The following is a 24,988-nucleotide window of genomic DNA, read 5'->3' as shown; positions in this document are numbered from 1 at the left end:
GGATCGACCCTCGCCGGCCACCACGGAGCAGACGATGAACACGATGCGCACCGCCATGCTTCTCGCCGTCATGACGGCGCTGTTCATGGCCGTCGGCTATGCGATCGGCGGATCGGGCGGCATGATGATCGCGCTGGCCGTCGCCGCCGCCACAAACCTGTTTTCCTACTGGAACGCCGACAAGATGGTGCTGGCGATGAACCGCGCCGTCGAGGTCGATGAAAGGTCTGCGCCGGAATATTACGGCATCGTGCGCGATCTCAGCCAGCGTGCCGGCCTGCCGATGCCGCGCGTCTACCTGATCGACAATCCGCAGCCGAACGCCTTCGCCACCGGCCGCAACCCCGAACACGCGGCGGTGGCCGCCACCACCGGCCTGTTGCAGCGCCTGTCCTACGAGGAGGTGGCGGGCGTGATGGCGCACGAGCTTGCCCATGTGCAGCATCGAGACACGCTGACGATGACCATCGTCGCGACGCTTGCCGGCGCCATCTCCATGCTCGGCAACTTCGCCTTCTTTCTCGGCGGCAACCGCAACAACAACGGCGCCGGCATGCTCGGCACGCTGGTGGCGATCATCGTCGCGCCCTTCGCCGCCATGATCGTGCAGATGGCGGTGTCGCGCACGCGCGAATACGCCGCCGACCGGCGCGGCGCCGAGATCACCGGCCGGCCGCTGTGGCTCGCCTCGGCGCTGAACAAGATCGCCCGCAACGCCGAAGCGATCCGCAACCCGGACGCCGAACGCAACCCGGCAACCGCTCACCTGTTCATCATCAACCCGCTGCACGGCGAGCGCATGGATTCGCTGTTCTCGACGCATCCGGCCACCGAAAACCGCATCGCCGCCTTGCAGGCGATGGCCGAGGAGATGGACCGTGCGCCCGCGCAGCCGGCTCCATCGCGCCCGTCGGCCCCGAAAAATTCGACATCCGGAGAGGCGGCGCCCGCCGGCCCATGGGGCAGTGCATCGGCCGGAAGCGCATCCGGCGAAACCGCCGAACCCGAAGTGCCGCCGGCCGAACCGAAACCCAATCCTTGGGGCCGCAACCCGACCGGGCCAAGGCGGAGATAGCCGCTATCGCGGCAGGCCGGCGATGGCCAGCGGATTGTGCTCCAGCACCGCGCGGTCGGGCGTATCCACCCGGGGCCGGTTGGTCAGCGCCGCGAACAGCCGCTCGACATAATCGTGCGGCATGTCCAGCGTGATCAGCACCAGCCGCGTGCCGCGCCGCTCGTCGGGCCAGGTCGGCAGCCGCGCCGGCGGATGCAGCAGCCGCTGCACGCCATGGATCACCAGCGGCCGCGACGGGTCCTCCACCAGTTCGATGACGCCCTTCATGCGCAAGAGCTTGTCGCCGTGCTGCGAGCGCAGCAGATCGAGAAAAGCCTCGATGGCCGAAAACGGCACCGCGCCGTCATGCACCAGCGCATGCGTCTTCACGCGGTCGTCGTGGCGATGATGGTGATGGTCGTGGCCGTCGTGATCATGGTCATGCCCATGGTCATGATGCTCGTCGGCCGCCTCGCCCAGCCAGCGGCGCACGTCGGCGCTCTTGGTCGCCGGGTCGTAGAGGCCGCAGTCGAGCAGGTCCGCCGCGTCGGCCTTCCCGGCGTCGAGGATGCGGGCGCCGGGATTGATCGCCTTCAGCCGCGCCTTGAGCGCCTCGATCCCGTCCGCATCGGCAAGGTCGGTCTTGGTCAGCACCAGCCGGTCGGCCACCGCCGCCTGCTTCAGCGCCTCGACATGGGCGTCCAGCGAGGCGGCGCCGTTGACCGCGTCCACCAGCGTGACGACGCCGTCGAGCCGAAAAGCCTGCACCAGCGCCGGATGACCCATGATCGATTGCAGCACCGGCGCCGGATCGGCGAGCCCGGTGGTTTCGATGACGATGCGCGCCAGCTTCCCGATACGGCCGGTCTGCAAACGATCGACAAGGTCGGCCAGCGTGTCGACCAGCTCGCCCCGCACCGTGCAGCACAGGCAGCCGTCGGACAGCTGGATGATGCCGTCGGATGCCTGCTCGACCAGCAGATGGTCGATGGCGACCTCGCCGTATTCGTTGATGATGACGGCCGTGTCGGTCAGCGCCGGGTCCTTCAGCAGCCGGTTGAGCAGCGTCGTCTTGCCGGCGCCGAGGAAGCCGGTCAGCACAGTGACGGGAATGGGGAACACGGCCATCGTCGTCAGTTCTTCGCCGCCTGGTCGCCTTCCGCGGACACCTCGAAGCCCACCGGCGGCGGCAGGTCCGGCCGCCAGCCGGGGACGGGCACGTCGGCATACTGGTTGCCGGCCGCATCCAGCATCGCCTTCGGCACCGGGCCGGTGGCGCCGCCGATGCTCACCGCGACCAGCGTCGGATGCACCAGCTTCTGCTGGTAGGGCGATTTCGGCTTCTCCGCATCCGTCTTGGCCGGCGGCGCTTCCGACTGCTCCGCCGCCGTCTTCTTGTGGCAGACGACGTCGCGCAGGTTGGTCGCCGTTTCGGTGTCGCCATAGGGCTGCAGCGAGGCCAGCGTCGTCGAGCCCTTCGTCGGCCCGGCAAAGCCGACGTCGAGCAGGCGCGCGGCCGCCTCCGCGCGGCTGATCGCCGTCTGTTCGCCCAGCACCACGGCGACCAACGTGCGGCCGTCGCGCGTCGCGGAGCCGACCTGGTTGAAGCCCGACGGGCAGACGAAGCCGGTCTTCATGCCGTCGGCGCCGTCGTAGCGGCCGATCAGAAGATTGTAGTTGGGGATCGTCTTCTTGCCGAAGGCGAGGCCCTCGATGGAGAACCACGGCGCATATTGCGGAAAGTCGCGCCTGAGCGCCGCCACCAGCACGGCGATGTCTCGCGCCGTGGTGTACTGTTCGGGCGAGAACAGGCCGTTGGGGTTGACGAAATGCGAGCCGACCATGCCGAGGCGCGCGGCCTCGGCATTCATGCGCTCGGCGAAGGCGGCTTGCGAGCCGCCGATGTTCTCGGCCACCGCCATGGCGATGTCGTTGGCCGACTTCACCAGCATCATCTTCAATGCCGTGTCGAGCCTTAGCACGGTGCCGGGCTTGAGCCCCATCTTCGACGGGGGCTCGGCCGCCGCGTGTTTGGTCACCTTGATCGGCGAATCGAGCGCCGCTTCGCCGGCCTGAAGCGCCCGGAAGGCGACGTAGGCCGTCATCAGCTTCGACAGCGAGGCCGGATACCAGCGCTTGAAGGCTTCCTCGTGCTCGATCACCTGGCCGCTGCCGAGGTCGAACAGGATGGATGGATTGGCCAGCGCCGGACCGGAAGCGGTCAGCGCCACCGCCGCCAAGGCGCCGGCAACCGCCAACCGGCGCGAAAAGGTAAGGGAAATGCCTTGGCTCATAATCAAATCCGAAATCGCTCTTGCCGTCCTTGCCCCGCTCTCCGTAAGATTTCGAAACGGGATCGCCGTCAGGCGGCCACCCTTCCCCGTCGGACCGCCGCGCGACGGTGCTATTTAGCCTATGTGACCTCACGATGGCAAAGCGCGGTCCGATCACGATTGCAACCTGCCGGCCATCGCGCCGGCCAAGAGCGAGCTGAGACAGATGCCGATCCTGAACCGTGCCGCAGAGATGCAGGAGGAAGTCGCCGGCTGGCGCCGCCACCTGCACCAGAACCCGGAACTGAACTTCGACGTGTTCCAGACCGCCGCCTTCGTCACCGACAAGCTGAAGGCGTTCGGCTGCGACGAGGTGGTGACGGGGCTCGGCAAGACCGGCGTCGTCGGCATCATCCGCGGCAACCGCGGCGAAGGCGGCACGATCGGCCTGCGCGCTGACATGGACGCCCTGCCGATCAACGAGATCACCGGCAAGCCTTATGCCTCGGTGACGCCCGGCAAGATGCACGCCTGCGGCCATGACGGCCACACCGCCATGCTGCTGGGCGCGGCCAAGTATCTCGCCGAGACGCGCAATTTCGCCGGCTCCGTGGCCGTCATCTTCCAGCCGGCGGAGGAAGGCGGCGGCGGCGGCAACGAGATGGTCAAGGACGGCATGATGGAACGCTTCGGCATCGAGAAGGTGTTCGGCATGCACAACATGCCGAGCCTGCCGGTCGGTCAGTTCGCGCTGCGTCCCGGCCCGATCATGGCGGCGACCGCCGAGTTCACCATTACCGTCAAGGGGCGCGGCGGCCATGCGGCGATGCCGCACGGCACCATCGACCCGATCGTCATCACCAGCCAGCTGGTCGGCGCCTTGCAGACGATCGCCTCGCGCTCGACCGATCCGGTCGAATCGGTGGTGGTGTCGGTCACCAAGTTCCATGCCGGCGACGCCTACAACGTCATCCCCGAAACGGCCGAGATCGCCGGTACCGTGCGGACGCTGAAGAAGGAGGTGGCGAAGCTGGCCGAGGAGCGCATCCGCGCGCTGTGCGCCGGGCTCGCCGCCGCCAATGGCGCCGAAATCAACCTCGATTACGACGCCAACTATCCCGTCACCTTCAACCACGCCGAGGAAACCGTGTTCGCGGCGGACGTGGCGGCGACGGTGGCCGGCGACAGCCATGTCCATCGCAACATGCCGCCGGTAATGGGCGGCGAGGATTTCTCCTACATGCTGGAAGCCCGTCCCGGCGCCTTCATCTTCATCGGCAACGGCGACAGCGCAGGCCTGCACCACCCGGCCTACGACTTCAACGACGAGGTCATCTCCCACGGCATCAGCTATTGGGTGAAACTGACCGAGACGGCGCTGCCGGCGGCGTGAGCCGCCGCGCCCGGCGCGCCGTGTCGGACCGGCGGCGCGCCGGAGCAGCGGGATTGTGTTCATCGGCGCTCACGCCGCTTCCGCCACCTTCGCTCTTGGCGCGAAACTCAGAAGCGGTTATGTGTCGGGCCGCGTGGTCCCGTAGCTCAGTAGGATAGAGCGGCAGATTCCTAATCTGTAGGTCACAGGTTCGATTCCTGTCGGGATCACCAGCAAAGTCAGGCGCTTAGCTGACGACAGCTCGTCGAACGGGCAGTTGGTATGAAGCACGCTTCTCACGAAGCCTCTGCGCGCCGTCTCCATTTGTGACAGAACCGATCCCGGTGTTGCCCACTTTAAGCGTTGGAAAGAGCGCTTTCAAAAGGAGCACCAGATGAACGATCCCAAATTCGATCAGCCGGTTTCCGTCTTCGTCGGTCTCGGCTTCCCGCGGGAGGTTTCGACCGTCCTCGATGCCTACGATATCCTGATCGAGTGGAACGGCATCCCCGATCTGGATCACGCCGGCGCCATCGAGGTCTGCCGCAAGGCGCTGAGCGGCAAACGCGACGGCGAGGATGCCCGCAAGGCGTTCGAGGATTTCGCGCTCAACAAGGGCATCCTGGCCGAAGAGGCCTATGACCGCGCCGTCGACAATCTCGCCCATGAATGGTCGACCCCGCGCGCTCACTAGCTCAAAGGAGACGCAACGAAGGCCGGCGCTGATTCGGCCGGCCTTGCAGGGTATGGGAACGCCGATCCGGCGTTCCGCTCACGGCCGGCTGCCGACGATCCTCAGCCACGGCGCCAGGTGGAAGGCGCTCATCAAGAGGTACATCGCCGCCATGCCGCTCAGCGGCGAGGCGTCCTGCGCCATGCAGGCGCCGCTTCCCGACATGATGGAGAACAGCGCCATCGCCGCGAAAGTGGGCGCGGCCGCGAGACCGAGCCAGCCGGCGAGGAAACGGGCGGCGGCATAGCCGCCCGTCTCGTTCGGTGAGGATCCGATACCGCGCACGGCCACCGCTCAGGTCCGCCCGTATTCGTCGTGGCGGCGCCACCAGATGCCCGTCTCGTTGCGCCCCTTCGGCGCGCGGTCGAGCCAGGGATACATGCCCCAGATACCGTCGACGCCGCGCGCATAAGCCGAATAGGTATGATAGATCGCGCCGTCCTCGAGCGCGAAGGCGCTGAGGCCGGGCCGCTCGCGCGTGAAGGTCGCAACGTCCGTTCCCGTCGTCGCCGCGATCTGCTCGACAGGCCCCGCGCCGCCCTTCGTCAGTGGCGGCACCGGCATCGCCGGCTCGCGCCGGTAGTTGTATTCGATGCCGCCGTTGCGCTGCTGCTCCGGCGAGAACCAGACGTTGAAATCGGCGTTGAAGTCGCTGTCGAAGGACGACGCCCAGTCGAAGCTCCAGCCCATCCGCTCGCGATAGGCAAGAAGCTTGGCTAGCGGCGCCCGCGACACCGCCGAAAAGGCGACGTCATGGTTCTCCAGATGAACGACGCTGCCGTTGAAGCCGTCGGCGATGGAGGAGCAGGACGGGCAGCCGGCCGTATAATCCGGTCCGAACATGAAATGATAGATAAGAAGCTGCGAGCGCCCCTTGAACAGGTCCTTCAGCGAGGCAGGCCCATTTGCAGTGTCGAAGGTGTACGGCTTGTCGATGCGCACCCACGGCAGCGCCTGCCGCTGCCCGGCCAGTTCGTCGCTGCGCCGCGTCAGAGCCTTTTCCTCTTCGAGCAGCGCGAGCCGGGCCGCCAGCCACTCCTCGCGCGTTCCGGTGGTGAAATGTGTCATGACCTTTTCCTCTTTTGCTTTCACACGACTTGCCGGTTGGCTGTCATGACGTAGGCTAGGAGCCGGCGCCGGCAGGCGTGAGTAACAAGTGTGACGGGATTCGGCCGGGTGACGAACTAGGATGGACTCGCTGATCACCGCCGCCGCCCGCGCGCTGGCCGCCGGCGACGCCCTCGGCGCCCTGAAGCGGGTCGCCTTGCGCGAGGATGCGGCCGCACTGGCCTTGCGCGGCATCGCCATGGCGCAGCTCGGCGACCTGGAGCGGGCCAGGGGCCTGCTGCGGCGTGCCGCGCGCGCCTTCGGTCCGAAGGAGAAGGTGGCCCGCGCCCGCTGCGTCGTCGCGGAAGCGGAGATCGCGCTCGTCTCGCGCGACGTCGGCTGGATCGGCAATGCGCTCGATCAGGCGGGCGCGGTGCTTCAGGCGCATGGCGACCGGCTGAACGCCGCGCATGCCCGCAATCTGGAGGCCCGTCACCTGCTGCTGATCGGCCGCCTCGACGAGGCCGAGCGCCTCCTTTCCGACGAGGATGCCGCGCCGCTGCCACCGGTTCTGCGCACCGCGCGAGAACTGGTGACGGCCGGCATCGCCATCCGCCGCCTGCATACCGGTGCGGCCCGGGCCGCCATCGCCAATGCGGGCCGCGCGGCGGAGCAAGCCGGCATTCCGGCGCTGGCGGCTGAGGTCGAAAGCGCCGCCCGGCTTCTGGAGGCGCCGGCTGCCCGCCTGATCGCCCGGAAAGAGGAACGGCTTCTTCTGCTCGACGAGGTCGAAACGCTTCTCGCCTCTAATACGCTCGTCGTCGATGCCTGCCGCAACGTTGCCCGCATCGGCCAGACGGTCGTCCCGCTCGCCACCCGCCCTGTGCTTTTTGCGCTCGCCCGCACGCTGGCCGAAGCGTGGCCCGGCGACGTTTCCAGGCAGACGCTCGTCGCGCGCGCCTTCCGTGGCAAGGACGCCGACGAATCGCATCGCGCGCGGCTGAGGGTAGAGATCGGCCGGCTGCGCGGCGCGCTCCATGCGCTGGCGCAGATAACCGCCACCCCGGAAGGTTTTGCGCTGGTGCCGCAGGAGGCACGGAACGTCGCGGTGCTGGCGCCGCCCGCGGAGGAGCGGCATTCGGCGCTGCTCGCCCTTCTGGCCGACGGCGAGGCGTGGTCGAGCTCGGCGCTGGCCATGGCGCTCGACACCAGCGCGCGTACCGTCCAGCGAGCGCTTGAACAGCTCGCTGAAGAGGGCAAGGTGCAGTCCTTCGGCCGTGGCCGCGCGCGCCGCTGGCTGACCCCGCCGGTGCCCGGTTTCCCGACGCTATTGTTACTCCCGGCGCCGCTGCCGAACGTCTAGGGTATCGCCATCGAAACAGGCTGAACGGAGAAGTGCGATGAAACGGAAAGCAGCCGAGATCATCCGGGAATACGGCCCCTTCCCCGGCGTCGAGGCCATCCACGGCCTCACCTTCGACGGCAGGCATATCTGGTTCGCTTCCGGCGACAGGCTGAATCGCCTCGACCCTGACGACGGCACGATCGCCCTGTCGATCGAGGTGCCCGCCCACGCCGGAACCGCCTTCGACGGCCGCCATCTCTATCAGATCGCCGAGGACCGTATCCAGAAGGTCGACCCGGCGACGAAGACCGTGCTCGCCACCATTCCCGCTCCGGGCGAAGGCGGCGATTCGGGTCTCGCCTGGACGGAAGGCTCGCTCTGGGTCGCGCAGTACCGCGAAGGAAAGATCCGACAGGTCGATCCCGAGACGGGCAAGGTGCTGCGCACCATCGAATCGACGCGCTTCGTCACCGGCGTCACCTGGATCGACGGCGAGTTGTGGCACGCTACCTGGGAAGGCGACGAGAGCGGCTTGCGCCATATCGACCCCGACACCGGCAAGGTGCTGGAGGTGCTGGACATGCCCGCCGGCACCGGCATATCGGGCATGGAAGCCGGCGGCGACCGCTTCTTCTGCGGCGGCGGCAGGAGTGGTAAGATACGGGCCGTGCGCCGCCCGCATTGACAAAGCGGGCCGGGGTCCGTTGGTTGGCGTCTTACCCAAAAGGATGCCGCCATGATACCCCTGCCGCTTGTTCCCCGCCCGCAAACGTTCCTCGGCGTGCCTGCCGCGGCGGCGCCCGTGGCAGGCTCGGCGGCAATCTTCGGCGCCGTCCACGGCACGCCCTATGTGTCCGATCCCGTCGAGAGTGGGGCGGAAACCGGGCCGGATGCGGTGCGGCGCGCCGTCACCGCCGCCTGCCTCGATGCCGGCCACTGGGATTTCGACTTCGATGGGCCGCTGCTGAACGACGGCGCGCTGGAAGCGCTCGATCTCGGCGACGTCGCAACGGTGCATGACGATGCGCCCGGCAACCGCAAGAACATCGAGACCGTCACCGGCGCGGTGCTGGAAGCGGGCGCCACGCCCATCCTGATCGGCGGCGACGATTCCGTCGCCATTCCCTTCATGCGCGCCTTCGACAGGGGCGAGCCGCTGCATCTTCTCCAGATCGACGCCCACATCGACTGGCGCGACGATATCGGCGGCGAAAGGCTTGGCTATTCCAGCACCATCCGCCGCGCCTCGGAGCTTGGCTGCATCGCGTCGATGACCCAGTGCGGCATCCGCGCGGTCGGCAGCGCCCGCCGGCAGGAGGTCGAGGCGGCCCGCGCCTGGGGCTCGCGCATCGTCACCGTCGCGGAGGCGCGCCGGCAGGGCCTGGCGGCGGTCGCCGCCGCGCTGCCGCGCGACAAGCCGCTGCTCATCCACATCGACTGCGACGCCATGGACCCCGGCACCTGTCCGGGCGTCAACGCGCTGTCGCCGGGCGGCTTCACCTTCCCCGAGATGACGGAACTGCTCGGCGCGGCGATACGGGGCCGGCGGCTGGCCGGCTTCTCCATCGTCGAGTTCCAGCCGAAGGCCGATGTCAACGATATCGCCGCGACCGTCGTCGGCCGCCTCGTCTGCCACGTCCTCGGCCATCTGGCGCGTGCGGCCTGACACGTTACGATTGTGCTGGCGCCGCCGCTGCTTTGGCTGAATACTGGGCGCGGCGGCTGCGGCGCACCGACCATGCCGCCGGTCGAATCGAACCGGGAGGCAATCCATGGCAGACGACAGGCACGAACGCATCCGCCAGCGCGCCCATGCGATCTGGGAACGCGAAGGCCGCAGGGACGGCGATCACGAACGACACTGGCATCAGGCGGCAGGCGAGATCGACGCCGAGGATGCAGCGGCAGCCAAGCCCGGACGCAAGCCGGCCACACCGCGCAAGCCTGCTGCTGCCAAACCCAAGACGGCTCAGGTAAAAGCAACTGCGGCGAAGACGGTAAAGCCCGCCGTCGCAGCGAAACCACGAGCGCGCAAGGCCAAGGCCGGGTAGCCGACCCTACAAACCCGTCACTCGACGATGACGATGCTGGTGTTGGCAGCGCCGAACGTCTCGACGAGCTGGTAGAAATCGGCCGCCGCGGCCGGATGCAGGCGCACGCAGCCATGCGAGGCCGGCGTACCCAGCCGCTTGATGTGGTTGGTGGCATGAACGGCGTAGCCGCCGTGGAAGAAGACCGAATGCGGCATCGGCGCGTTGTCGTATTTGCGCGAATACCACATTTCCTCCAGACGCGTCGGCTTGTAGGAGCCCCTCGGCGTCGCGTGGCCCTTCCCTCCTGTCGACACCTTCCACTCGAAGGCCGGCCGCCCGTCCACCAGAACCTGCATGCGCTGCTGCGAGATGGACACCTGCGCCACCAGTTTGTTGGCGGCATGCGCCGTGCCGTTGCCCGCGCCGAACAGCATTGCGGTGCCGACACAGGCGATGGCGGCGATATTGATGAGTTTCGTGGAAACGGTAGCGATCATGATGTCCCTCCATGGCCGGACGAGACCGGCGTCAATTCGATGGCGGGCTTATCGGGGCGTCGTGTTTCGATCTGATTTCGCTTAACAGGCATTTTCGTTTCGATATGGTTTCTAATTTATCGCCACAGACAGTTTTCGGAACCGAAACCGCTTCGCTCCCCTCCTGATTCTCCAGGAATCGCCGGTTTCAATCCATTTCTGACCAGAGTGGAAACGGAGTTTCCCGCCAGATCACTTTCGGTACGAAACAAAAAACATCGATACCGAAACCAATCTGCAACAAAAGAAACACCGCGCGGCATGAAGCCGATACAGGGGCCGGCCAATCTGGCGACAACGAGAACAGCCGATTGGACCATCCATGCGCATCTCCTTCAAAGCCGTATCCCGGTTGGCCGGCGCAGGCATCGCCATCGTCGTGGCGGTCGGCGTCGATGCCGTGGCGGCTCATGGCGATGCCATGGCGGCGATGGCCGGCATGACGGCGGGAGAAATCTCGACGCTGCATGCGGCGCTGTTCCTAGCCACGGTCTGGATCGTCTCCAGCCTGCGCATCCACCGTCTCAAGGCCCTCTGGCGGGTTGGCCTCGGGCGGAAGGCTTTGCGCGGCGCCTCCGGCAGCTTGCAGCCGAGAGGACCGAAGGCCCGCGTCGCCGCGGGGGGCTCCGTCGGCGGCGCGGGTGCTTCGGGAAATCACGGCGGTACACGATGGGCAGGTAACCGCCGTCGCCATGCGGCCTTTGCCAACGACAACGACAATGGCGCGGCGCACCAGTTGCTCGACAATTTCAGGGGTTGACCATGAACAGAAGGAAGTTGGCCACAGCCGTGCTTTCGACCCTGCTCTACGCGCAGGGCCTGCTCGGCTTTGCGGGCCTCGCCACCGTGCTCATGAAGGAGCACGCCCACGCCGCGACGGCTCCCATGTCAGCGGCATCTGCACCCGCGGCCTTGCCGGCGGCGACGCGCTGACCGGCAGCATGACCGGCATCGTCTCAATCGTTACCCGTGTCGGCGCTGGCCGTATCGGCGCCCCTGGTGTCGGGCGGATCGAACCGATAGCCGGCGCCGCGTATGGTCGTGATCGCCTCGGTGTCGAGCTTGCGCCTCAGCCTGACGATGCGCGAATCGATCGAGCGGTCGAAGGCGTCGGCATTCTCGGCGGGCGCGGCGGCGATGATGTCGTCGCGCGTCAGCACCTTGCGCGGGCTCGACGTGAACAGCCGAAGCAGCGCCACTTGGCCAGGCGAAAGCTGGTCCTCGCTGCCGGAACGGTACATGACCATGGCCGAGCGCAGGTCCACCGTCGCATTCTCCAGCACCACCAGTTCGGATGTGCCGCGGCCGCGCCGCGCCAGGAGGCCGCCGATGCGGGTGGCGAGCTCGCGCACCACCAGCGGGCTTTCGATGACGTCGGCCGCGCCCAGTTCCAGCGCCAGCACCTTGTCCACCAGGTCCCTGGGCCGGCAGATCAGCACGAAGTCCGGCCCGCCCTCGCCGCCATGACGCTTGAGAAGGTCGCGCCCCTCGCCCGGAGTCAGGCCGTCGCCGACCACGACGACGTCGACGCGTTCGCCCGCCAGCAGCGCGTCCGCCTGCCAGACCTGCGTGACCTTGCGCACGTCATGGCCGCGCCGCTCCAGGTGGTCGGCGAGATCCTGCGCCACCACCTCCGCCACGCAGACCAGCGCCACCATCGCTCGTGCCATGCGTCACCCCCGAAACCCGCCAACATGAGCCCTAGCAATATGTTTATACCCAATCTACTTTCCCCTGAAAGCGGGAACGAGGCGGCCGTGCGCGCCAGGATCATCATCGTCGAGGACGAGCCGGACCTCAGGGACGCCGTGGCCGAATATCTCACGGCCAACGGCTATGAGGTTGCGACGGCCGAAAATGCCGCCGTGGCCCGGCCGATGCTGGAAAGCGGCAGCTTCCATATCGCGCTGCTCGACATCGCCATGCCGGGCGAGGACGGGCTGTCGCTCGGCCGCTGGCTGCGCTCGAAGATGTCGACCGGCATCATCTACGCCACCGCCGCCGGCGCCCCGCTTGACCGCATCGTCGGGCTGGAACTCGGCGCCGACGACTACATCGTCAAACCATACGAGCTGCGCGAGGTGCTGGCGCGCGTGCGCTCCGTCCTGCGCCGTGTGCCGCAACCTTCGGCGCCCCGGCCGGCCAGGGCCGATGCGGGGCAGGCCCGCCGCTCGATGAGCTTCGGCCCCTTTTCGGCCGACCTCGACGGCCGCCTGGTGACCGGGCCGGGCGGCGCCGTCATCGACCTCGCCCGCAGCGAGTTCGACGTGCTGGAGGTCTTCCTGACGCGGGCCAACCGGGTGCTGACGCGCACGGCGATTTCCGAGGCGATCGGCTTTGCCGAAGACCCCGAATCTTCGCGCGCCATCGACATCCGCATCATGCGGCTGCGCAAGAAGATCGAAGCCGATCCGGCCAACCCGAAATTCCTGCGGACGGTGCGCGGCGAGGGCTATATTTTCTCGCTGCCGGCCGACGACGGCGCCTGAAGCCGGGACGGGATAGACCGCGATGGACCGGCCGCTGCGCAGAACCGAAGCGACACTGCCTTCCAGCGGCACCGCGGCGAAGGAAGACAGCCCGGCCGTGGCGGCCGCGCGCATCGCGCGCCGCCTGCGCGAGGCCGACGACTGGCGCCGCGAGATCGGCTCGTTGCTCGAACTCCTGGGGCGCTCTTGCGCCGGCCATCGCGCCATCCTGTTCAGCCTGGAGGACATGCCCGGCCAGGGCCTCACCCAGTCCGTGGCGGCCTACTGGGTCGACGATTCGGTCGCCGGCAACGCCTCGCCTCCCTCGGTCATTCCCCAGGCCGTCGTCCATATGGACCCGCTGCTCGGCAAGGTCGCTCGGGAGGGTCGGCAGGGCAAGATGTTCGCCGGCCTGACCCGAGACATCGAGGGCTTCCTGCGGCGGGATTTCGAGAACCAGCACATCGTATCCTTCCTGTCCGTGCCGGTGTGGGCCAACGGCACGCCCTGGGGTTCGCTCGCCGTCAACGACTGCGTCGAGGAGCGTGCCTGGAGCGACGAGGTGAAGGCGGCGATGGAGATCGTGGCGCTCGCCGTCGGCGACGCGATCGAGCGCCTGCAGTCGGAAGCGCATATCAGCGAGGTGGTCCGGCGCACCATGATCCAGGCCTCGCTCGATGCCATCATCGTCATCGACGAGACCGGCGCCGTCATCGAGTTCAATCCGGCAGCCGAGAAGATGTTCGGCTATCGGCGCAGCGACATCCTCGGCCGCGACCTCCTGCACATGATCGTGCCCGACTATTACCGCAAGGGCTATTCCACCGGTGCCGAATACATGGCCGGGCGCGGCGCGCCGATGATTGGCCAGCGGCTGGAAACGGTGACCCAGAACGCCGCCGGCGAGGTCTTCCCGATCGAACTGACCGCGACCGAGATCAAGGTCGGCGACCGCCGGCTGATCTTCGGCTCGATCCGCGACCTGCGCGAGAAACTGCGCGCCGAGGAGGAAATCCACCGCCAGCGCGAGAAACTGCATCAGAACGAGAAGATGGCGGCGATGGGCTCGTTGCTCGCCGGCGTCTCGCACGAGCTCAACAATCCGCTCGCCGTCGTGGTGGCGCAGTCCACCCTGCTGCATGAATTCGCGCCCGACTCGCCGACCAAGGTGCGCGCCGAAAAGGTGCGTGCGGCGGCCGAACGCTGCGGCCGCATCGTCAAGAGCTTTCTGTCGATGGTGCGCCTGCACCCGACCGCGCAGGTCGAGACGGACCTGAACCAGGTGGTGCGGGCGGCCCTCGAACTGACCGCCTATGGCGCGCGCTCCAGCGGCATCCTCATCGATACCGATTTCGCGGCCGGGCCGCTGCCGATCATGGCCGATGCCGACCATGTCACCCAGGTGGTCGCCAACTTCCTCATCAACGGCCAGCACGCGCTGGCCGGCGCCAGCGGCGACCGCGTCATCAAGGTGCGCACCTACCGCGCCGCCAACGGCGACGCCGGCTTCTACGTCGAGGACAACGGAGCGGGCATACCCGAGGCGATCCGCCACCGCATCTTCGAATCCTACTTCACCACCAAGCCGGTCGGCGTCGGCACCGGCATCGGCCTGTCGATCTCCAAATCCATCGTCGAGCGCCATGAAGGCCGCGTCTGGTTCGAGGAAGCGAAGCCGCACGGCGCCCGCTTCATCGTCGAGTTCCCGGCCGTCGCCGGCATCTCCATGGGCGCCGAGAACGGTCGCGTCCAGTCCTCCGCCATCCGCCACGCCCTCGTCGTCGACGATGAGCCGGACGTCGCCGCCTCGCTGTCGGACATACTGGAACTGATGGGCATCAAGTCGCGCATCGTCGCCGGCTGGCAATCCGCGGTCGAGACGCTGGCCGACCATCAACGGCCCGACATCGTATTTTCCGACCTGCGCATGCCCGGCACCAGCGGCATGGCGGCCTACCGGCAACTGCTTGTCGAACGGCCGCGGCTGGCGCGCCGCTTCGTGCTGGTGACCGGCGACCTCGTCGGCGCCAGGGCCGAGATAGAAGCCTTGCCGGCGGGCCAGCGGCCGCAGATCCTCGAAAAACCCTTCTCGACGCTCGACGTACGCGACGTACTGGCAGCCATCAGCGATCACGCTTAGAACCATCGACATGATCGAAATGACGCCTGAGCCCGGCCTGATGGCCTAGAATCATTCGGATCCCTAAACTTGTTCAGCCGGTATGGAGAGCTGTTCCACCGTTCCGACGACAAAGTCGAAAATGGCGGTGTCTTCCAGCAATGCCATGTCGATAGACCCGCTCCTGAGCCCCTCGAGCAGCTCTTGCTTGAAGGCGGCCGCATCTTGCGGGCTCTCGGCGTCCGCTATGTGCCGAAGGGCATGTTGCAGACAAAGAGCCTGCGTGTTCAGCGCAATGTTCACCAGGTCCAGGCTTACCCCGGTCGGAATTTCCGGTCGCTCGGTCATCTGACTGCCTCCTTCCTGGATTGGGCATAACCGCGCTGCGGCGCCTTTGGTTCCGGCCGGACCAACGCAATAAAAAGCCCCCGCCAAACGGGATGGCGGGAGCAAGTAGCGCCGTGACGGCGCGGGAGGATCACAAAACGCCAAGCCGCCGCGTGCGGGCCCGGCTGCGATCACACATAGGCTACCGGTTGCCTGCGAGCGGGAGCGGCCGGCGGCGGCGTACAGGCATTCGCTCCTGCCGTCGCTTGAGGCCTGATCCCGGCGGGCGAAACTGTCGCCGTCCTTGGCAGGCGCGAGGTCTTCGCCGTGGTGTGGGTGCCCACGGCAACATTGGCCGGCGGATCGAACGAAGCGAAAGCGGAACCGCTTTCCGGTGCCAGCATCATGCCGGCCAGTGCACCGACGGCGAGCGTCGTGACGAGCGTCATCGGATGGCCGCCGGTCTGCCGGCGCAGTTCCAGGCGACGATAGAACGGCAGGCCGGTCCTGACCGGCCGGACGGTTTGCGAATGGCGGGAAGAAAGCATGGCAGTCATCGCCACGTCCTTTCGTTTATCTTCATTTCTTGATTGAAACGAAGATAAACGCAGAGCGTAACCGGTCCATGGTGGACGGCCGCGCCCTTGTAACCGCCCGGAAACAAGGCGGCGATGTGCGTCCGCACTATCCCGCGGCCTCGCCATGAAAGCCAGCCGAGAGGCAGGCGTCAGGCGTAGACGATGAGCAGGTCCTTGGCGTCGATCTGGTCGCCGGCGCGCACCAGCACCTCCGCGATGATGCCGTCGCGCTCGGCATGCAGCGCCGTCTCCATCTTCATCGCCTCGATGGAGAGAAGCACGTCGCCGGCCTTGACCGCCTGCCCGGCCGAAACCGAAACGCCGGAGATCACGCCCGGCATCGGCGCGCCGAGATGCGCCTCGTTGCCGGCATCGGCCTTCGCCCGCGCCTTGCCGGCCGAGGCGCCATGCACGCGGTCCGGCACCTTGATACGGCGCGGCTGGCCGTTCAGCTCGAAGAAGACGGTCATCATCCCCTTCTCGTCGGTGTCGCCCATGGCGAGGCAGCGGATGACCAGCGTCTTGCCCTTCTCGATGTCGACGAAGATCTCGTCCTCCGGCTCCATGCCGTAAAAATAGGTCGGCGTCGGCAGCACGCTGACGGGACCGTAGGTTTCCTGCGCGGCGGCGAAGTCGGCGAACACCTTGGGATACATCAGCCAGGAAGCGAACTCCTGCTCTGACAGCGCGCGGCCGACCTTGTCCTCGATCTCCTTGCGGCTTTTCGCCAGGTCCGCCGGCTTGAGCAGCGAACCCGGCCGCGCCGTATAAGGCTTGTCGCCCTTCAGCGCCTTCTTCTGCAGGGCCGCCGGCCAGCCGCCCGGCGACTGGCCGAGATCGCCGCGCAGCATGGAGACGACCGAATCCGGGAAGGCGATGTCCCTAGCCGGATTCTCGACGTCGGCGACGGTGAGGTCCTGCGAAACCATCATCAGCGCCATGTCGCCCACCACCTTGGACGACGGCGTGACCTTGACGATGTCGCCGAACATCAGGTTGACGTCGTGATAGGCCTGCGCCACCTCGTGCCAGCGCGTCTCCAGCCCCAGCGAGCGGGCCTGCTCCTTCAGGTTGGTGAACTGGCCGCCCGGCATCTCGTGCAGGTAGACTTCCGAGGCCGGCCCCTTCAGGTCGCTCTCGAAGGCGGCATACTGGTTGCGCACGGCTTCCCAGTAGAAGGAAATCTTGCGAATCCAGGCCGGGTCGAGGCCGGGATCGCGTTCCGTGCCCTTGAGCGCCTCGACGATCGAGCCGAGGCAAGGCTGCGAGGTGTTGCCGGAAAAGGCATCCATGGCGGCGTCGACGGCGTCGACGCCCGCTTCCACGGCGGCCAGAACGGTCGCCGCCGACAGGCCGGAGGTGTCGTGCGTGTGGAAATGGATCGGCAGGTCCGTCGCCTCGCGCAGCGCCTTGAACAGAACGCGCGCCGCACCCGGCTTCAGCAGGCCCGACATGTCCTTGACGGCGATGATATGCGCGCCGGCGGCTTCCAGTTCCTTTGCCAGGCCGGCATAGTATTTCAGGTCGTACTTGGCGCGCTGCGGATCGAGGATGTCGCCAGTGTAGCACATCGCCGCCTCGATCAGCTTGCCCTCAGCGCCGACCGCGTCCATGGCGACGCGCATGTTCTCCACCCAGTTCAGGCAATCGAAGACGCGGAAGAGGTCGATGCCGCCGCTTGCCGCCTGCCTGACGAAATGCTGCACCACATTGTCGGGGTAGTTGGTGTAGCCGACGCCGTTGGCCCCGCGCAGGAGCATCTGCAACAGGATGTTCGGCGCCTTCTCGCGGATCAGCGCGAGCCGCTCCCACGGATCTTCGGTGAGGAAGCGCATGGCGACGTCGAAGGTCGCCCCGCCCCAGCATTCCAGCGAAAGCAGCTGTGGCAGCGCCCGCGCATAGGTGCCGGCTATTGCCGCGATGTCGTGCGTGCGCACGCGCGTGGCGAGCAGTGACTGATGGCCGTCGCGCATGGTGGTGTCGGTCACCAGAACACGCTTTTCGGCCCGCATCCACTGGCCGAACTTCTCCGGTCCCAATGCGTCGAGCCTGTCCTTCGTGCCCTCCGGCACCGGCGCCGTGTACCAGGGGATGACGGGCGCCGCGGCGTCCGGGTTCGGCCGCGGCCGGCCGCGCGTTTCCGGATGGCCGTTGACCGACACGTCGGCCAGGTAGTTGAGCAGCTTGGTGGCGCGGTCCTGCCGCTTGACTTGGCTGAACAGTTCCGGCGTCGTGTCGATGAACTTCGTCGTGTAGGAATTGTCGGCGAAGGCCCTGTGGTTGATGATCGCCTCGAGGAACGTCAGGTTCGTCGCCACACCGCGGATGCGGAATTCGCGCAAAGCCCGCGTCATGCGCGCAATCGCCTCGCGCGGCGTCGGCGCCCAGGCCGTGACCTTCTCCAAGAGCGGGTCGTAGTAGCGGGTGATGACGGCGCCGGAATAGGCCGTGCCGCCGTCGAGGCGGATGCCGAAGCCGGTGGCGCCGCGATAGGCGGTGATGCGGCCGTAGTCCGGGATGAAGTTCTGCTCCGGATCCTCGGTGGTGATGCGGCATTGCAGGGCATGGCCGTTGAGCCGGATGTCGCTCTGCGCCGGCACACCGCTCTCCGCCGTGCCGATGGCGAAGCCGTCGAGGATGTGGATCTGCGCCTTGACGATGTCGATGCCGGTGACCTGCTCGGTCACGGTGTGCTCGACTTGGATGCGCGGATTGACCTCGATGAAATAGAACTTGCCGCTGTCGGCATCCATCAGGAACTCGACCGTGCCGGCGCCGATATAGTCGGTCTCGCGGGCGATCTTCAGCGCATGGCCGCACAGTTCCTGCCGCTCAGCGTCACCGAGATAGGGTGCCGGCGCCCGCTCGACGACCTTCTGGTTGCGGCGCTGAATCGAGCAGTCACGCTCGAAAAGATGCACGACGTTGCCGTATGTGTCGCCCAGCACCTGCACCTCGACATGGCGCGCGCGCTCGACCAGCTTCTCCAGATAGACCTCGTCCTTGCCGAAGGCGGCCTTCGCCTCGCGCTTGCCTTCGTTGACCTCGCGGGCGAGGTCGGCTTCCGAGCGGATGGCGCGCATGCCGCGTCCGCCGCCGCCCCATGAGGCCTTCAGCATCAGCGGATAGCCGATCTCCGTCGCGAGCTTCTTGACGGCCTCCATGTCGTCCGGCAGCGGATCGGTCGCCGGCACCACCGGCACGCCAACCTCGATGGCCAGGTTGCGCGCCGCCACCTTGTTGCCGAGCCGCCGCATCGTCTCCGGCTTCGGGCCGATAAAGGTGATGCCGTTGGTCGCGCAGGCCTCGGCGAATTCCGGGCTCTCCGACAAAAGCCCGTAGCCGGGATGGATGGCATCGGCACCCGAGAGCTTCGCCACCCGCATGACCTCGTCGATGGAGAGATAGCTTTCGATCGGCCCCATGTCCTTGGCGAGCCACGGACCGCGTCCGACCTGGTAGCTTTCGTCGGCCTTGAAGCGGTGCAGCGAGTATTTGTCCTCCTCGGCCCAGATGGCGACGGTCTTGATGCCCAGTTCGCTCGCCGCGCGGAAAACGCGGATGGCGATTTCGGACCGGTTGGCGACGAGGATCTTGCTGATGGCCAAGAACGCGCTCCCGTTGGGGAAGATTTGAAAGGGGCTAATGAATAGCGGGAAAATGCTGCAGTGCAAACAAAATTGCACCCGTCATATTAAATCGATTGAAAATGAAGGGCGGATCGTCAGTTGCGTGACCAGTACGAAAAAGGCCCGGCACAGAGCGCCGGGCCTCGTTCCAATCGAAGAAAACGGTAGGGCTTACTTCTTTTCGAAGTAGCCGATCTTGCCGTCGTCGCCCTTCTTCCATTCGTAGATGACGTAGTTCCGGCCGGTGGTGTCGCCCTTCTCGTCGAAGCTGATATCACCGATGACCGTCTTCCACGGACCGTCCTTGTGGATGGTCTCGGCAACCTTCACCGGGTCGTTCGTGCCGGCCTTGTTGGCCGCCTCGACCATGACCTGAACAGAGGCATAGGAATAGAGCGTGTAGGCTTCCGGCTCGAAGCCGGAGGCGCGGAACTTCTCCACCACTTCCTTGGCGTTCGGGTTGTTGCGCGGGTCGGGCGCGAAGGTGTTCAGCGTGCCGATGACGGCGTCGCCGGCGATCGCGGCGAGCTCGTTCGAGACGATGCCGTCGCCCGAGAACAGCAGCGCCTTGAGGCCCTGGTCGTGCGCCTGGCGGATGATCAGGCCGGCTTCGGTGTGCAGGCCGCCCCAGTAGATCAGGGTGACGCCGGCTTCCTTCATCTTGGCGATGAGGGCCGAGAAGTCCTTGTCGCCGACGTTGACGCCTTCGTACATGACCTCCGGATGGCCGGCGGCTTCCAGCGCCTTCTTGGTTTCGTCGGCGAGACCCTGGCCGTAAGGCGTCTTGTCGTGGATGACCGCGACCTTGGCGTCCTTGAAGTTCTCGGCGATGTACTTGCCGGCGATGCCGCCCTGCTGGTCGTCACGACCGCAGATACGGAAGACGTTGGTCATGCCGCGCTCGGTCACCTGCGGGTTGGTGGCGGCCGGGGTAACCATCAGAAGGCCGTTCTCGGCATAGACTTCCGAAGCCGGAATGGTGACGCCCGAGTTGAAGTGGCCGTCGACGAACTTGACGCCGTCGGCGACGAACTTGTTGGCGACGGAGATGCCCTGCTTCGGATCGGACTGGTCGTCGCCGATCGACAGGACGATCTTCTCGCCGTTCATGCCGCCGGCTGCGTTGAGGTCGGCCACGGCCTGCTCGGCGCCCTTCTGCAACTGCGCGCCGAAGGCGGCGTTCGGGCCGGTGATCGGCGCACCGACGCCGATGAGGACATCGGCCCATGCGCTGCCGCTGAACGCGACCAGCGCGGTCAGGGCCACGGCCGACAAGAGTGATTTCTTCATAGATACGCTCCCATTCAAGGAGTGGGCGTGAATAAAGCCTTCGTGCGATGCCCACCCTTATCGCAGAAAGTGTAGTTTGCCCATTTCAGGGCGGTTGTCACGCCGTTTCGTCCCGAAAACGGCGTCTTGGTGAACGTCAACCTTTCGGTTTCCAGCTCAACAGGGAGGCTCTTTCGTAGAGCCAGTTGTACTGCGTCACCATCTGGTTGGTGCGCGTGTATTGGTAGCCGACGAAGCCGACGATCATCAGCACGATGGTGTCGACGACATAGTATTGCAGCGAGAACATCGTGGCGTCGAACAGCGCGTGATGGATGAAGCGCACCGCGATCCCCAGTCCCAGCATGTAGAAGAACAGCGTGGTGAACGTGCGCCACGTCTGGGCGCAGGCCTTGCCCGTCATCCAGGCTGCCCAGCCGCCGAGCAGCACGGTGATGAACAGGAACTGCCAGATCGAGCCTTCTTCGTAGAGAATGCCTTGCATGTCTTAATCTCCCCGGCTCAATGGTGGCCGCCTTCGAGATAGGCCGCGCGCACTTCGGGATTGGCCAGAAGCTCCTTGCCGGTGCCGCTCATGGTGACGTTGCCGTTGACCATGACATAGCCGCGCGTGGCGAGCTTGAGCGCGCCGAAGGCGTTCTGCTCGACCAGGAAGACGGTCAGCCCCTGGCTGCGGTTCAGTTCCTTGATGGCGTCGAAGATCTGCTTGACGATCAGCGGGGCGAGGCCGAGCGACGGCTCGTCGAGCAGAAGCAGTTTCGGCCGCGCCATCAGCGCGCGACCGATCGACAGCATCTGCTGCTCGCCGCCCGACAGCGTGCCGCCGCGCTGGCCGATGCGCTCCTTCAGGCGCGGGAACAGCGCGAACACCTTCTCGACGTCCTCGTCGTAATATTTGAGGTTGTCGAGATTGGCGCCCATCTGGAGATTTTCCATCACCGTCATGCGCGGGAAGATGCGCCGGCCTTCCGGCGACTGCGCGATGCGCAGGCGTGCGATCTCGTGCGTCGGCAGCATGGTGATGTCGGTGCCGGCGAAGGTGATGGTGCCCCGGCGCGCGCGTGGTGCGCCGAAGATGGTCATCATTAGCGTCGACTTGCCGGCGCCGTTGGCGCCGATCAGCGCCACCACCTCGCCCTCGTTGACGGAGACGTTGACGCCGTTCAGCGCCTTGATGTTGCCGTAGTAGGTCTCGACGCCCCTGATGTCGAGCAGCGGTGCGCCGGCCATTATTTACGCCCTCCACGCTTGCTGGCGGCACTTTTGGCCGCGCCGGCCTTGGCGGCCTGTTTTGCCAGAGCCTTGGCCTGGCCGATCCAGTCCTCGCGGGCGATGCGCCCGTCGAAGGCGAGATAGGCCTCGACCGCTTCGATGTCGGCCTTCTTCCAGGCGGCGATCTGGTCGAAATGGAAGATGCCGTGCTCGTTGAGCTTCTTCTTGTTCACCGGGCCGATGCCCTTGATGACCAGAAGGTCGTCCTCGCGGCCGCCACGCGGCGCGACGAGCCGGTTCGACACGCCGGCAGGCTTCTTGGCGGGCGCCGCCGGCTTTGCTGTGGTCGATTTCGCAGTAGCCGATCCGGCAGCCGCAGGCTTACCGGCGGTGGCCTTCGGTCTGGCTGCCGCGCTCGAGGACGCCTTGGCGGACGAGGCCGGCGCGGACTTGGCCGATGCCTTGCCTCCGGCGGTCTTGGCCCCCGATGCCTTGGCTTCGGATGTCTTGCCCTGTGCCTTGCTGGCAGTGCTCCTGGCGGGGGTCGATGCCTTGGCGCCCGTCCCGACCCGCGCGGCCCTAGACGCGCCCTTCGACACCGTCACCCGCCCGCCCTCGTCGCCGTGCTCGACCGAGTCGGACACCGGCCCGGCCAGCATCGAGGCCGAGCTTTGCGGTCCATGGTCCGGGTCGGGGCCGGTGTCGAGCTGCTCGATCACTTCCTCGTCGCCGACCTCCGTCAGCACCGTCTCGACCTCCTCGTCGTCGACGCCGAGATAGGCGGCAATGACCTTCGGGTCGGTGCGCACCGCTTCGGGGTCGCCGTCGGAGATCTTGCGGCCGTATTCCAGCACCACGACGTGGTCGGAAATCTGCATGACCACCGACATGTCGTGCTCGATCAGCAGGATCGACGTGCCGGTGTTGTCCTTGATGTCCATCAGCAGCGTGTTGAGCGCCAACGATTCCTTCGGATTGAGACCGGCCGCGGGCTCGTCGAGGCACAGAAGCTCCGGTCCCGTGCACATGGCGCGCGCGATCTCCAGCCGCCGCTGCGCGCCGTAGGGCAGGTCACCTGCCGGATCGTCGGCGCGGTCGGTCAGGTCGGCCTTGGCCAGCCAGTGCTTGGCAAGCTCGATCGACTCGGCCGAGGCCTGCCGGTAGCTGGAGAAGCCGAACAGGCCGAGGAAGGTGTAGCCGGAGGCCTTCATCAGCTTGTTGTGCTGCGCCACCAGAAGGTTCTCCAGCACGGTCATGCCGGAGAACAGGCGGATGTTCTGGAAGGTGCGCGCCACCTTGGCGCGTGCCGGGATCTCGTGGTTTGGCAGCCGCTCCAGCAAGTAGGTGGAGCCGTCGCGGCGGTTCAGCGTGATCATGCCCTCGGTCGGCTTGTAGAAGCCGGTGATGCAGTTGAACACCGTCGTCTTGCCGGCGCCGTTGGGGCCGATCAGCGCGGTGATCTCGCCGCGTCGGGCCTGGAACGACAGGTCGCCGATCGCCACCAGGCCGCCGAACTTCATCGACAGGTGTTCGACGTTGAGGATGGTCTCGGTCATGGACGTATTCGTGCTCGCGTTCATCAGCCGTGACCTTCCTTGGTGAAGGAGGTGGAAACGGCTTTTCGTTCCTTCAGGAAGGCGGTCGGTTCACGCGATCCGACGAAGCCGCGCGGCTTCCATATCATGACGATGACCATGGCCATGCCGAACAGCAGCATGCGGTAGAGCTCGGGCGTGAAGTCCGGCCCGAAGACCGCTTTCAGGAACTGCAGTTCGCGCAGGATCTCGGTGCCGCCGATCATCACCGCTGCCGCTACCGCGATGCCGCCGAGCGAACCCATGCCGCCCAGCACGACGATGGCGAGCACGATCGCCGATTCCAGGAAGACGAAGGATTCCGGCGACACGAAGCCCTGGCGGGCGGCGAAGAAGGAGCCGGCGAAGCCGCCGAACATGGCGCCGGTGGCGAACGCCGTCAGCTTGGTCGTGGTGGTGTTGATGCCGAGCGAGCGGCAGGCGATCTCGTCCTCGCGCAGCGCTTCCCACGCGCGCCCCACAGGCAGCCGGCGCAGCCGGATGGTGACGAAGGCGGTGAGCAGGCAAAGCAGCAGGATGAGGTAATAGAGGAAAATCTTGTAGTAGACGCCCGACGTCGCCAGCCCCAGCACCTTGGCGATGTAGTTCGGGTCCGAGACGTTGAACGACATCAGCCCGAAGAAGGACACCTTCGGGATGCCGGAGATGCCGGCCGAGCCGTTGGTGACCTCGCGCCAATTGATCAGCACAAGGCGGATGATCTCGCCGAAGGCCAGCGTCACGATGGCCAGGTAGTCGCCGCGCAGGCGCAACACCGGGAAGCCGAGGATGACGCCCCACATGGCGGCCATGATGCCGGCGCACGGCAAAAGGATCCAGAACGACAGCCCGTAGTGCGAGGCGAGCAGCGCATAGGAATAGGCACCCACCGCATAGAAGGCGACGTAGCCGAGGTCGAGCAGGCCGGCGAGGCCGACGACGATGTTCAGGCCCCAGGCCAGCATCACGTAGATGAGGATCTGGATGCCGAAGTTGTCGACCCATTTGAGCGAGCCCTGAAGGCCGAACGCCATCACCGAGACGATCGGGAATAGGAACAGGACGACGATGCCGATCTTGTTGGAGTTGCGGCGGATGAAGCCCGGCTCGCTGACGACGACGGGCGCCTTGGCGCGCTCGGCCTTGGCCCGCGCCATCGCCGGCGCGATGAAGCCGACATAGAGGAAGCGGCCGAGCATGGTCAGCGCGACCACCGCGGCCAGCAGGCCCCAACGTGGCTCCAGGACGAGTTCGTTGCGGATGTTCTGGTCGGTCTTGAGGCCGATCAGAAGAACGAACATGCCGAACGAGATGACGCCGGCAAAAAGGGCCTCGCGCACGGCCCGCGCGAGGGGATTTGCGGCGGGGCGCGAAGCGGAAACGGTGACGGCCATCAGC

The 24,988-nt window shown here is 66.4% G+C and carries 25 protein-coding genes and 1 tRNA gene; 12 read left to right on the top strand and 14 right to left on the bottom strand.

The genetic code is table 11. From position 1 onward, the window contains the following. Positions 1-34 precede the first annotated feature (34 nt). A complete protein-coding gene (gene htpX, locus E6C48_RS10520) occupies positions 35-1,075 on the top strand; it encodes a zinc metalloprotease HtpX (protein ID WP_136356891.1) in 1,041 nt (346 codons plus the stop codon). A 3-nt stretch (positions 1,076-1,078) separates the two neighbouring features. Here htpX and E6C48_RS10515 read toward each other — a convergent pair whose 3' ends face one another. Together E6C48_RS10515 and E6C48_RS10510 are read right to left on the bottom strand one after the other, a co-directional pair. Then, complete coding sequence (locus tag E6C48_RS10515) at positions 1,079-2,182, bottom strand: CobW family GTP-binding protein (protein ID WP_136356889.1); 1,104 nt, start codon at positions 2,180-2,182, stop codon at positions 1,079-1,081. 5 nt (positions 2,183-2,187) lie between these two features. Next, complete coding sequence (locus E6C48_RS10510; protein WP_136356887.1) at positions 2,188-3,348, bottom strand: D-alanyl-D-alanine carboxypeptidase family protein; 1,161 nt, start codon at positions 3,346-3,348, stop codon at positions 2,188-2,190. 205 nt (positions 3,349-3,553) lie between these two features. On the opposite strand from E6C48_RS10510, the gene E6C48_RS10505 reads away from it, so the two are divergent. The 3 genes from E6C48_RS10505 (at position 3,554) to E6C48_RS10495 (ending at position 5,393) form a co-directional block, all read left to right on the top strand. Beyond that, positions 3,554-4,720, top strand: a complete 1,167-nt coding sequence (locus tag E6C48_RS10505) for a M20 aminoacylase family protein (protein ID WP_136356885.1) — start codon at positions 3,554-3,556, stop codon at positions 4,718-4,720. A 135-nt stretch (positions 4,721-4,855) separates the two neighbouring features. After that, positions 4,856-4,932, top strand: a tRNA-Arg gene (locus E6C48_RS10500). 161 nt (positions 4,933-5,093) lie between these two features. Next, positions 5,094-5,393 carry a DUF982 domain-containing protein gene (locus tag E6C48_RS10495; protein ID WP_136356883.1) on the top strand — a complete coding sequence of 100 codons (300 nt, stop codon included), beginning with the start codon at positions 5,094-5,096 and terminating at the stop codon, positions 5,391-5,393. A 78-nt stretch (positions 5,394-5,471) separates the two neighbouring features. Here the strand turns inward: E6C48_RS10495 and E6C48_RS10490 are convergent, their stop codons facing one another. Together E6C48_RS10490 and E6C48_RS10485 are read right to left on the bottom strand one after the other, a co-directional pair. Further along, positions 5,472-5,717: a hypothetical protein gene (locus E6C48_RS10490; protein WP_136356881.1), complete on the bottom strand. Its 246-nt coding sequence runs from the start codon at positions 5,715-5,717 to the stop codon at positions 5,472-5,474. A 9-nt stretch (positions 5,718-5,726) separates the two neighbouring features. Beyond that, positions 5,727-6,500: a DUF899 domain-containing protein gene (locus tag E6C48_RS10485; RefSeq protein WP_136356879.1), complete on the bottom strand. Its 774-nt coding sequence runs from the start codon at positions 6,498-6,500 to the stop codon at positions 5,727-5,729. A gap of 121 nt (positions 6,501-6,621) precedes the next feature. Here E6C48_RS10485 and E6C48_RS10480 point away from each other — a divergent pair, with 121 nt between their 5' ends. The 4 genes from E6C48_RS10480 to E6C48_RS10465 all read left to right on the top strand — a co-directional run bounded on the left by E6C48_RS10480 (position 6,622) and on the right by E6C48_RS10465 (position 9,875). After that, positions 6,622-7,842, top strand: a complete 1,221-nt coding sequence (locus tag E6C48_RS10480; RefSeq protein WP_136356877.1) for a helix-turn-helix domain-containing protein — start codon at positions 6,622-6,624, stop codon at positions 7,840-7,842. A 37-nt stretch (positions 7,843-7,879) separates the two neighbouring features. Further along, entirely contained in the window at positions 7,880-8,509 is a 630-nt protein-coding gene (locus E6C48_RS10475) for a Vgb family protein (RefSeq protein ID WP_136356875.1), read from the top strand. Between the two features lie 51 nt (positions 8,510-8,560). Next, positions 8,561-9,490: an arginase family protein gene (locus E6C48_RS10470; RefSeq protein ID WP_136356873.1), complete on the top strand. Its 930-nt coding sequence runs from the start codon at positions 8,561-8,563 to the stop codon at positions 9,488-9,490. Positions 9,491-9,596: 106 nt separating this feature from the next. Next, positions 9,597-9,875 carry a DUF2934 domain-containing protein gene (locus E6C48_RS10465; RefSeq protein WP_136356871.1) on the top strand — a complete coding sequence of 93 codons (279 nt, stop codon included), beginning with the start codon at positions 9,597-9,599 and terminating at the stop codon, positions 9,873-9,875. A gap of 17 nt (positions 9,876-9,892) precedes the next feature. Here E6C48_RS10465 and E6C48_RS10460 read toward each other — a convergent pair whose 3' ends face one another. Next, entirely contained in the window at positions 9,893-10,354 is a 462-nt protein-coding gene (locus tag E6C48_RS10460; protein ID WP_136356869.1) for a L,D-transpeptidase, read from the bottom strand. Between the two features lie 361 nt (positions 10,355-10,715). Between E6C48_RS10460 and E6C48_RS22800 the strand changes: the two genes are divergently transcribed. Together E6C48_RS22800 and E6C48_RS22530 are read left to right on the top strand one after the other, a co-directional pair. After that, positions 10,716-11,153 carry a hypothetical protein gene (locus E6C48_RS22800; protein WP_230978723.1) on the top strand — a complete coding sequence of 146 codons (438 nt, stop codon included), beginning with the start codon at positions 10,716-10,718 and terminating at the stop codon, positions 11,151-11,153. A gap of 2 nt (positions 11,154-11,155) precedes the next feature. Beyond that, positions 11,156-11,326 (top strand): hypothetical protein, encoded by a 171-nt coding sequence (locus tag E6C48_RS22530; RefSeq protein ID WP_168734503.1) that lies wholly within the window; start codon positions 11,156-11,158, stop codon positions 11,324-11,326. A gap of 23 nt (positions 11,327-11,349) precedes the next feature. On the opposite strand, the gene E6C48_RS10450 is transcribed toward E6C48_RS22530, so the two are convergent. Next, positions 11,350-12,063, bottom strand: a complete 714-nt coding sequence (locus tag E6C48_RS10450) for a winged helix-turn-helix domain-containing protein (RefSeq protein ID WP_136356867.1) — start codon at positions 12,061-12,063, stop codon at positions 11,350-11,352. 87 nt (positions 12,064-12,150) lie between these two features. Here E6C48_RS10450 and E6C48_RS10445 point away from each other — a divergent pair, with 87 nt between their 5' ends. Then, positions 12,151-12,882, top strand: coding sequence for a response regulator (locus E6C48_RS10445; protein ID WP_168734502.1), 732 nt, complete (start codon positions 12,151-12,153; stop codon positions 12,880-12,882). Positions 12,883-12,904: 22 nt separating this feature from the next. After that, positions 12,905-15,001: a hybrid sensor histidine kinase/response regulator gene (locus E6C48_RS10440; protein ID WP_168734501.1), complete on the top strand. Its 2,097-nt coding sequence runs from the start codon at positions 12,905-12,907 to the stop codon at positions 14,999-15,001. Between the two features lie 63 nt (positions 15,002-15,064). Here the strand turns inward: E6C48_RS10440 and E6C48_RS10435 are convergent, their stop codons facing one another. The 8 genes from E6C48_RS10435 to livM all read right to left on the bottom strand — a co-directional run bounded on the left by E6C48_RS10435 (position 15,065) and on the right by livM (position 24,984). Further along, on the bottom strand, positions 15,065-15,328 hold the full coding sequence (locus E6C48_RS10435; protein WP_136356863.1) for a hypothetical protein: 264 nt from the start codon (positions 15,326-15,328) through the stop codon (positions 15,065-15,067). 170 nt (positions 15,329-15,498) lie between these two features. Further along, positions 15,499-15,864, bottom strand: coding sequence for a YtxH domain-containing protein (locus E6C48_RS10430; RefSeq protein WP_136356861.1), 366 nt, complete (start codon positions 15,862-15,864; stop codon positions 15,499-15,501). Between the two features lie 170 nt (positions 15,865-16,034). Beyond that, positions 16,035-19,493: a pyruvate carboxylase gene (gene pyc / locus E6C48_RS10425; RefSeq protein WP_136356859.1), complete on the bottom strand. Its 3,459-nt coding sequence runs from the start codon at positions 19,491-19,493 to the stop codon at positions 16,035-16,037. Between the two features lie 192 nt (positions 19,494-19,685). After that, positions 19,686-20,804, bottom strand: coding sequence for a branched-chain amino acid ABC transporter substrate-binding protein (locus tag E6C48_RS10420; RefSeq protein ID WP_136356856.1), 1,119 nt, complete (start codon positions 20,802-20,804; stop codon positions 19,686-19,688). 136 nt (positions 20,805-20,940) lie between these two features. Beyond that, the gene (locus tag E6C48_RS10415; RefSeq protein WP_136356854.1) at positions 20,941-21,288 is read right to left on the bottom strand and encodes a DUF6867 family protein; all 348 of its coding nucleotides are present in this window, start codon (positions 21,286-21,288) and stop codon (positions 20,941-20,943) included. 17 nt (positions 21,289-21,305) lie between these two features. Then, positions 21,306-22,034, bottom strand: coding sequence for an ABC transporter ATP-binding protein (locus tag E6C48_RS10410; protein WP_136356852.1), 729 nt, complete (start codon positions 22,032-22,034; stop codon positions 21,306-21,308). After that, complete coding sequence (locus E6C48_RS10405) at positions 22,034-23,596, bottom strand: ATP-binding cassette domain-containing protein (RefSeq protein WP_136356850.1); 1,563 nt, start codon at positions 23,594-23,596, stop codon at positions 22,034-22,036. Before E6C48_RS10405 ends, E6C48_RS10410 begins: the two co-directional genes overlap by 1 nt. Continuing rightward, positions 23,596-24,984 carry a high-affinity branched-chain amino acid ABC transporter permease LivM gene (livM, locus tag E6C48_RS10400; protein WP_136356848.1) on the bottom strand — a complete coding sequence of 463 codons (1,389 nt, stop codon included), beginning with the start codon at positions 24,982-24,984 and terminating at the stop codon, positions 23,596-23,598. Before livM ends, E6C48_RS10405 begins: the two co-directional genes overlap by 1 nt. Between the last annotated feature and the right edge of the window lie 4 nt (positions 24,985-24,988).

This window comes from Ollibium composti, assembly GCF_004801285.1.
Classification (GTDB): Bacteria; Pseudomonadota; Alphaproteobacteria; order Rhizobiales; family Rhizobiaceae; genus Mesorhizobium; species Mesorhizobium composti.
This window is presented reverse-complemented; position numbering and strand designations above follow the sequence as displayed.

Excerpts from the sequence above, each read along its gene's own strand:
- E6C48_RS10415 (WP_136356854.1), bottom strand. The coding sequence starts at position 21,288 with ATGCAAGGCATTCTCTACGAAGAAGGCTCGATCTGGCAGTTCCTGTTC.
- E6C48_RS10495 (WP_136356883.1), top strand. The coding sequence starts at position 5,094 with ATGAACGATCCCAAATTCGATCAGCCGGTTTCCGTCTTCGTCGGTCTC.
- E6C48_RS10405 (WP_136356850.1), bottom strand. The coding sequence starts at position 23,596 with ATGAACGCGAGCACGAATACGTCCATGACCGAGACCATCCTCAACGTC.
- E6C48_RS10475 (WP_136356875.1), top strand. The coding sequence starts at position 7,880 with ATGAAACGGAAAGCAGCCGAGATCATCCGGGAATACGGCCCCTTCCCC.
- htpX (WP_136356891.1), top strand. The coding sequence starts at position 35 with ATGAACACGATGCGCACCGCCATGCTTCTCGCCGTCATGACGGCGCTG.
- E6C48_RS10465 (WP_136356871.1), top strand. The coding sequence starts at position 9,597 with ATGGCAGACGACAGGCACGAACGCATCCGCCAGCGCGCCCATGCGATC.
- E6C48_RS10430 (WP_136356861.1), bottom strand. The coding sequence starts at position 15,864 with ATGACTGCCATGCTTTCTTCCCGCCATTCGCAAACCGTCCGGCCGGTC.
- E6C48_RS10410 (WP_136356852.1), bottom strand. The coding sequence starts at position 22,034 with ATGGCCGGCGCACCGCTGCTCGACATCAGGGGCGTCGAGACCTACTAC.
- E6C48_RS10470 (WP_136356873.1), top strand. The coding sequence starts at position 8,561 with ATGATACCCCTGCCGCTTGTTCCCCGCCCGCAAACGTTCCTCGGCGTG.
- E6C48_RS10480 (WP_136356877.1), top strand. The coding sequence starts at position 6,622 with ATGGACTCGCTGATCACCGCCGCCGCCCGCGCGCTGGCCGCCGGCGAC.
- E6C48_RS10435 (WP_136356863.1), bottom strand. The coding sequence starts at position 15,328 with ATGACCGAGCGACCGGAAATTCCGACCGGGGTAAGCCTGGACCTGGTG.
- E6C48_RS10485 (WP_136356879.1), bottom strand. The coding sequence starts at position 6,500 with ATGACACATTTCACCACCGGAACGCGCGAGGAGTGGCTGGCGGCCCGG.
- E6C48_RS10515 (WP_136356889.1), bottom strand. The coding sequence starts at position 2,182 with ATGGCCGTGTTCCCCATTCCCGTCACTGTGCTGACCGGCTTCCTCGGC.
- E6C48_RS10460 (WP_136356869.1), bottom strand. The coding sequence starts at position 10,354 with ATGATCGCTACCGTTTCCACGAAACTCATCAATATCGCCGCCATCGCC.
- E6C48_RS22530 (WP_168734503.1), top strand. The coding sequence starts at position 11,156 with ATGAACAGAAGGAAGTTGGCCACAGCCGTGCTTTCGACCCTGCTCTAC.
- livM (WP_136356848.1), bottom strand. The coding sequence starts at position 24,984 with ATGGCCGTCACCGTTTCCGCTTCGCGCCCCGCCGCAAATCCCCTCGCG.
- E6C48_RS10440 (WP_168734501.1), top strand. The coding sequence starts at position 12,905 with ATGGACCGGCCGCTGCGCAGAACCGAAGCGACACTGCCTTCCAGCGGC.
- E6C48_RS10420 (WP_136356856.1), bottom strand. The coding sequence starts at position 20,804 with ATGAAGAAATCACTCTTGTCGGCCGTGGCCCTGACCGCGCTGGTCGCG.
- E6C48_RS10505 (WP_136356885.1), top strand. The coding sequence starts at position 3,554 with ATGCCGATCCTGAACCGTGCCGCAGAGATGCAGGAGGAAGTCGCCGGC.
- E6C48_RS10510 (WP_136356887.1), bottom strand. The coding sequence starts at position 3,348 with ATGAGCCAAGGCATTTCCCTTACCTTTTCGCGCCGGTTGGCGGTTGCC.
- E6C48_RS22800 (WP_230978723.1), top strand. The coding sequence starts at position 10,716 with ATGCGCATCTCCTTCAAAGCCGTATCCCGGTTGGCCGGCGCAGGCATC.
- E6C48_RS10450 (WP_136356867.1), bottom strand. The coding sequence starts at position 12,063 with ATGGCACGAGCGATGGTGGCGCTGGTCTGCGTGGCGGAGGTGGTGGCG.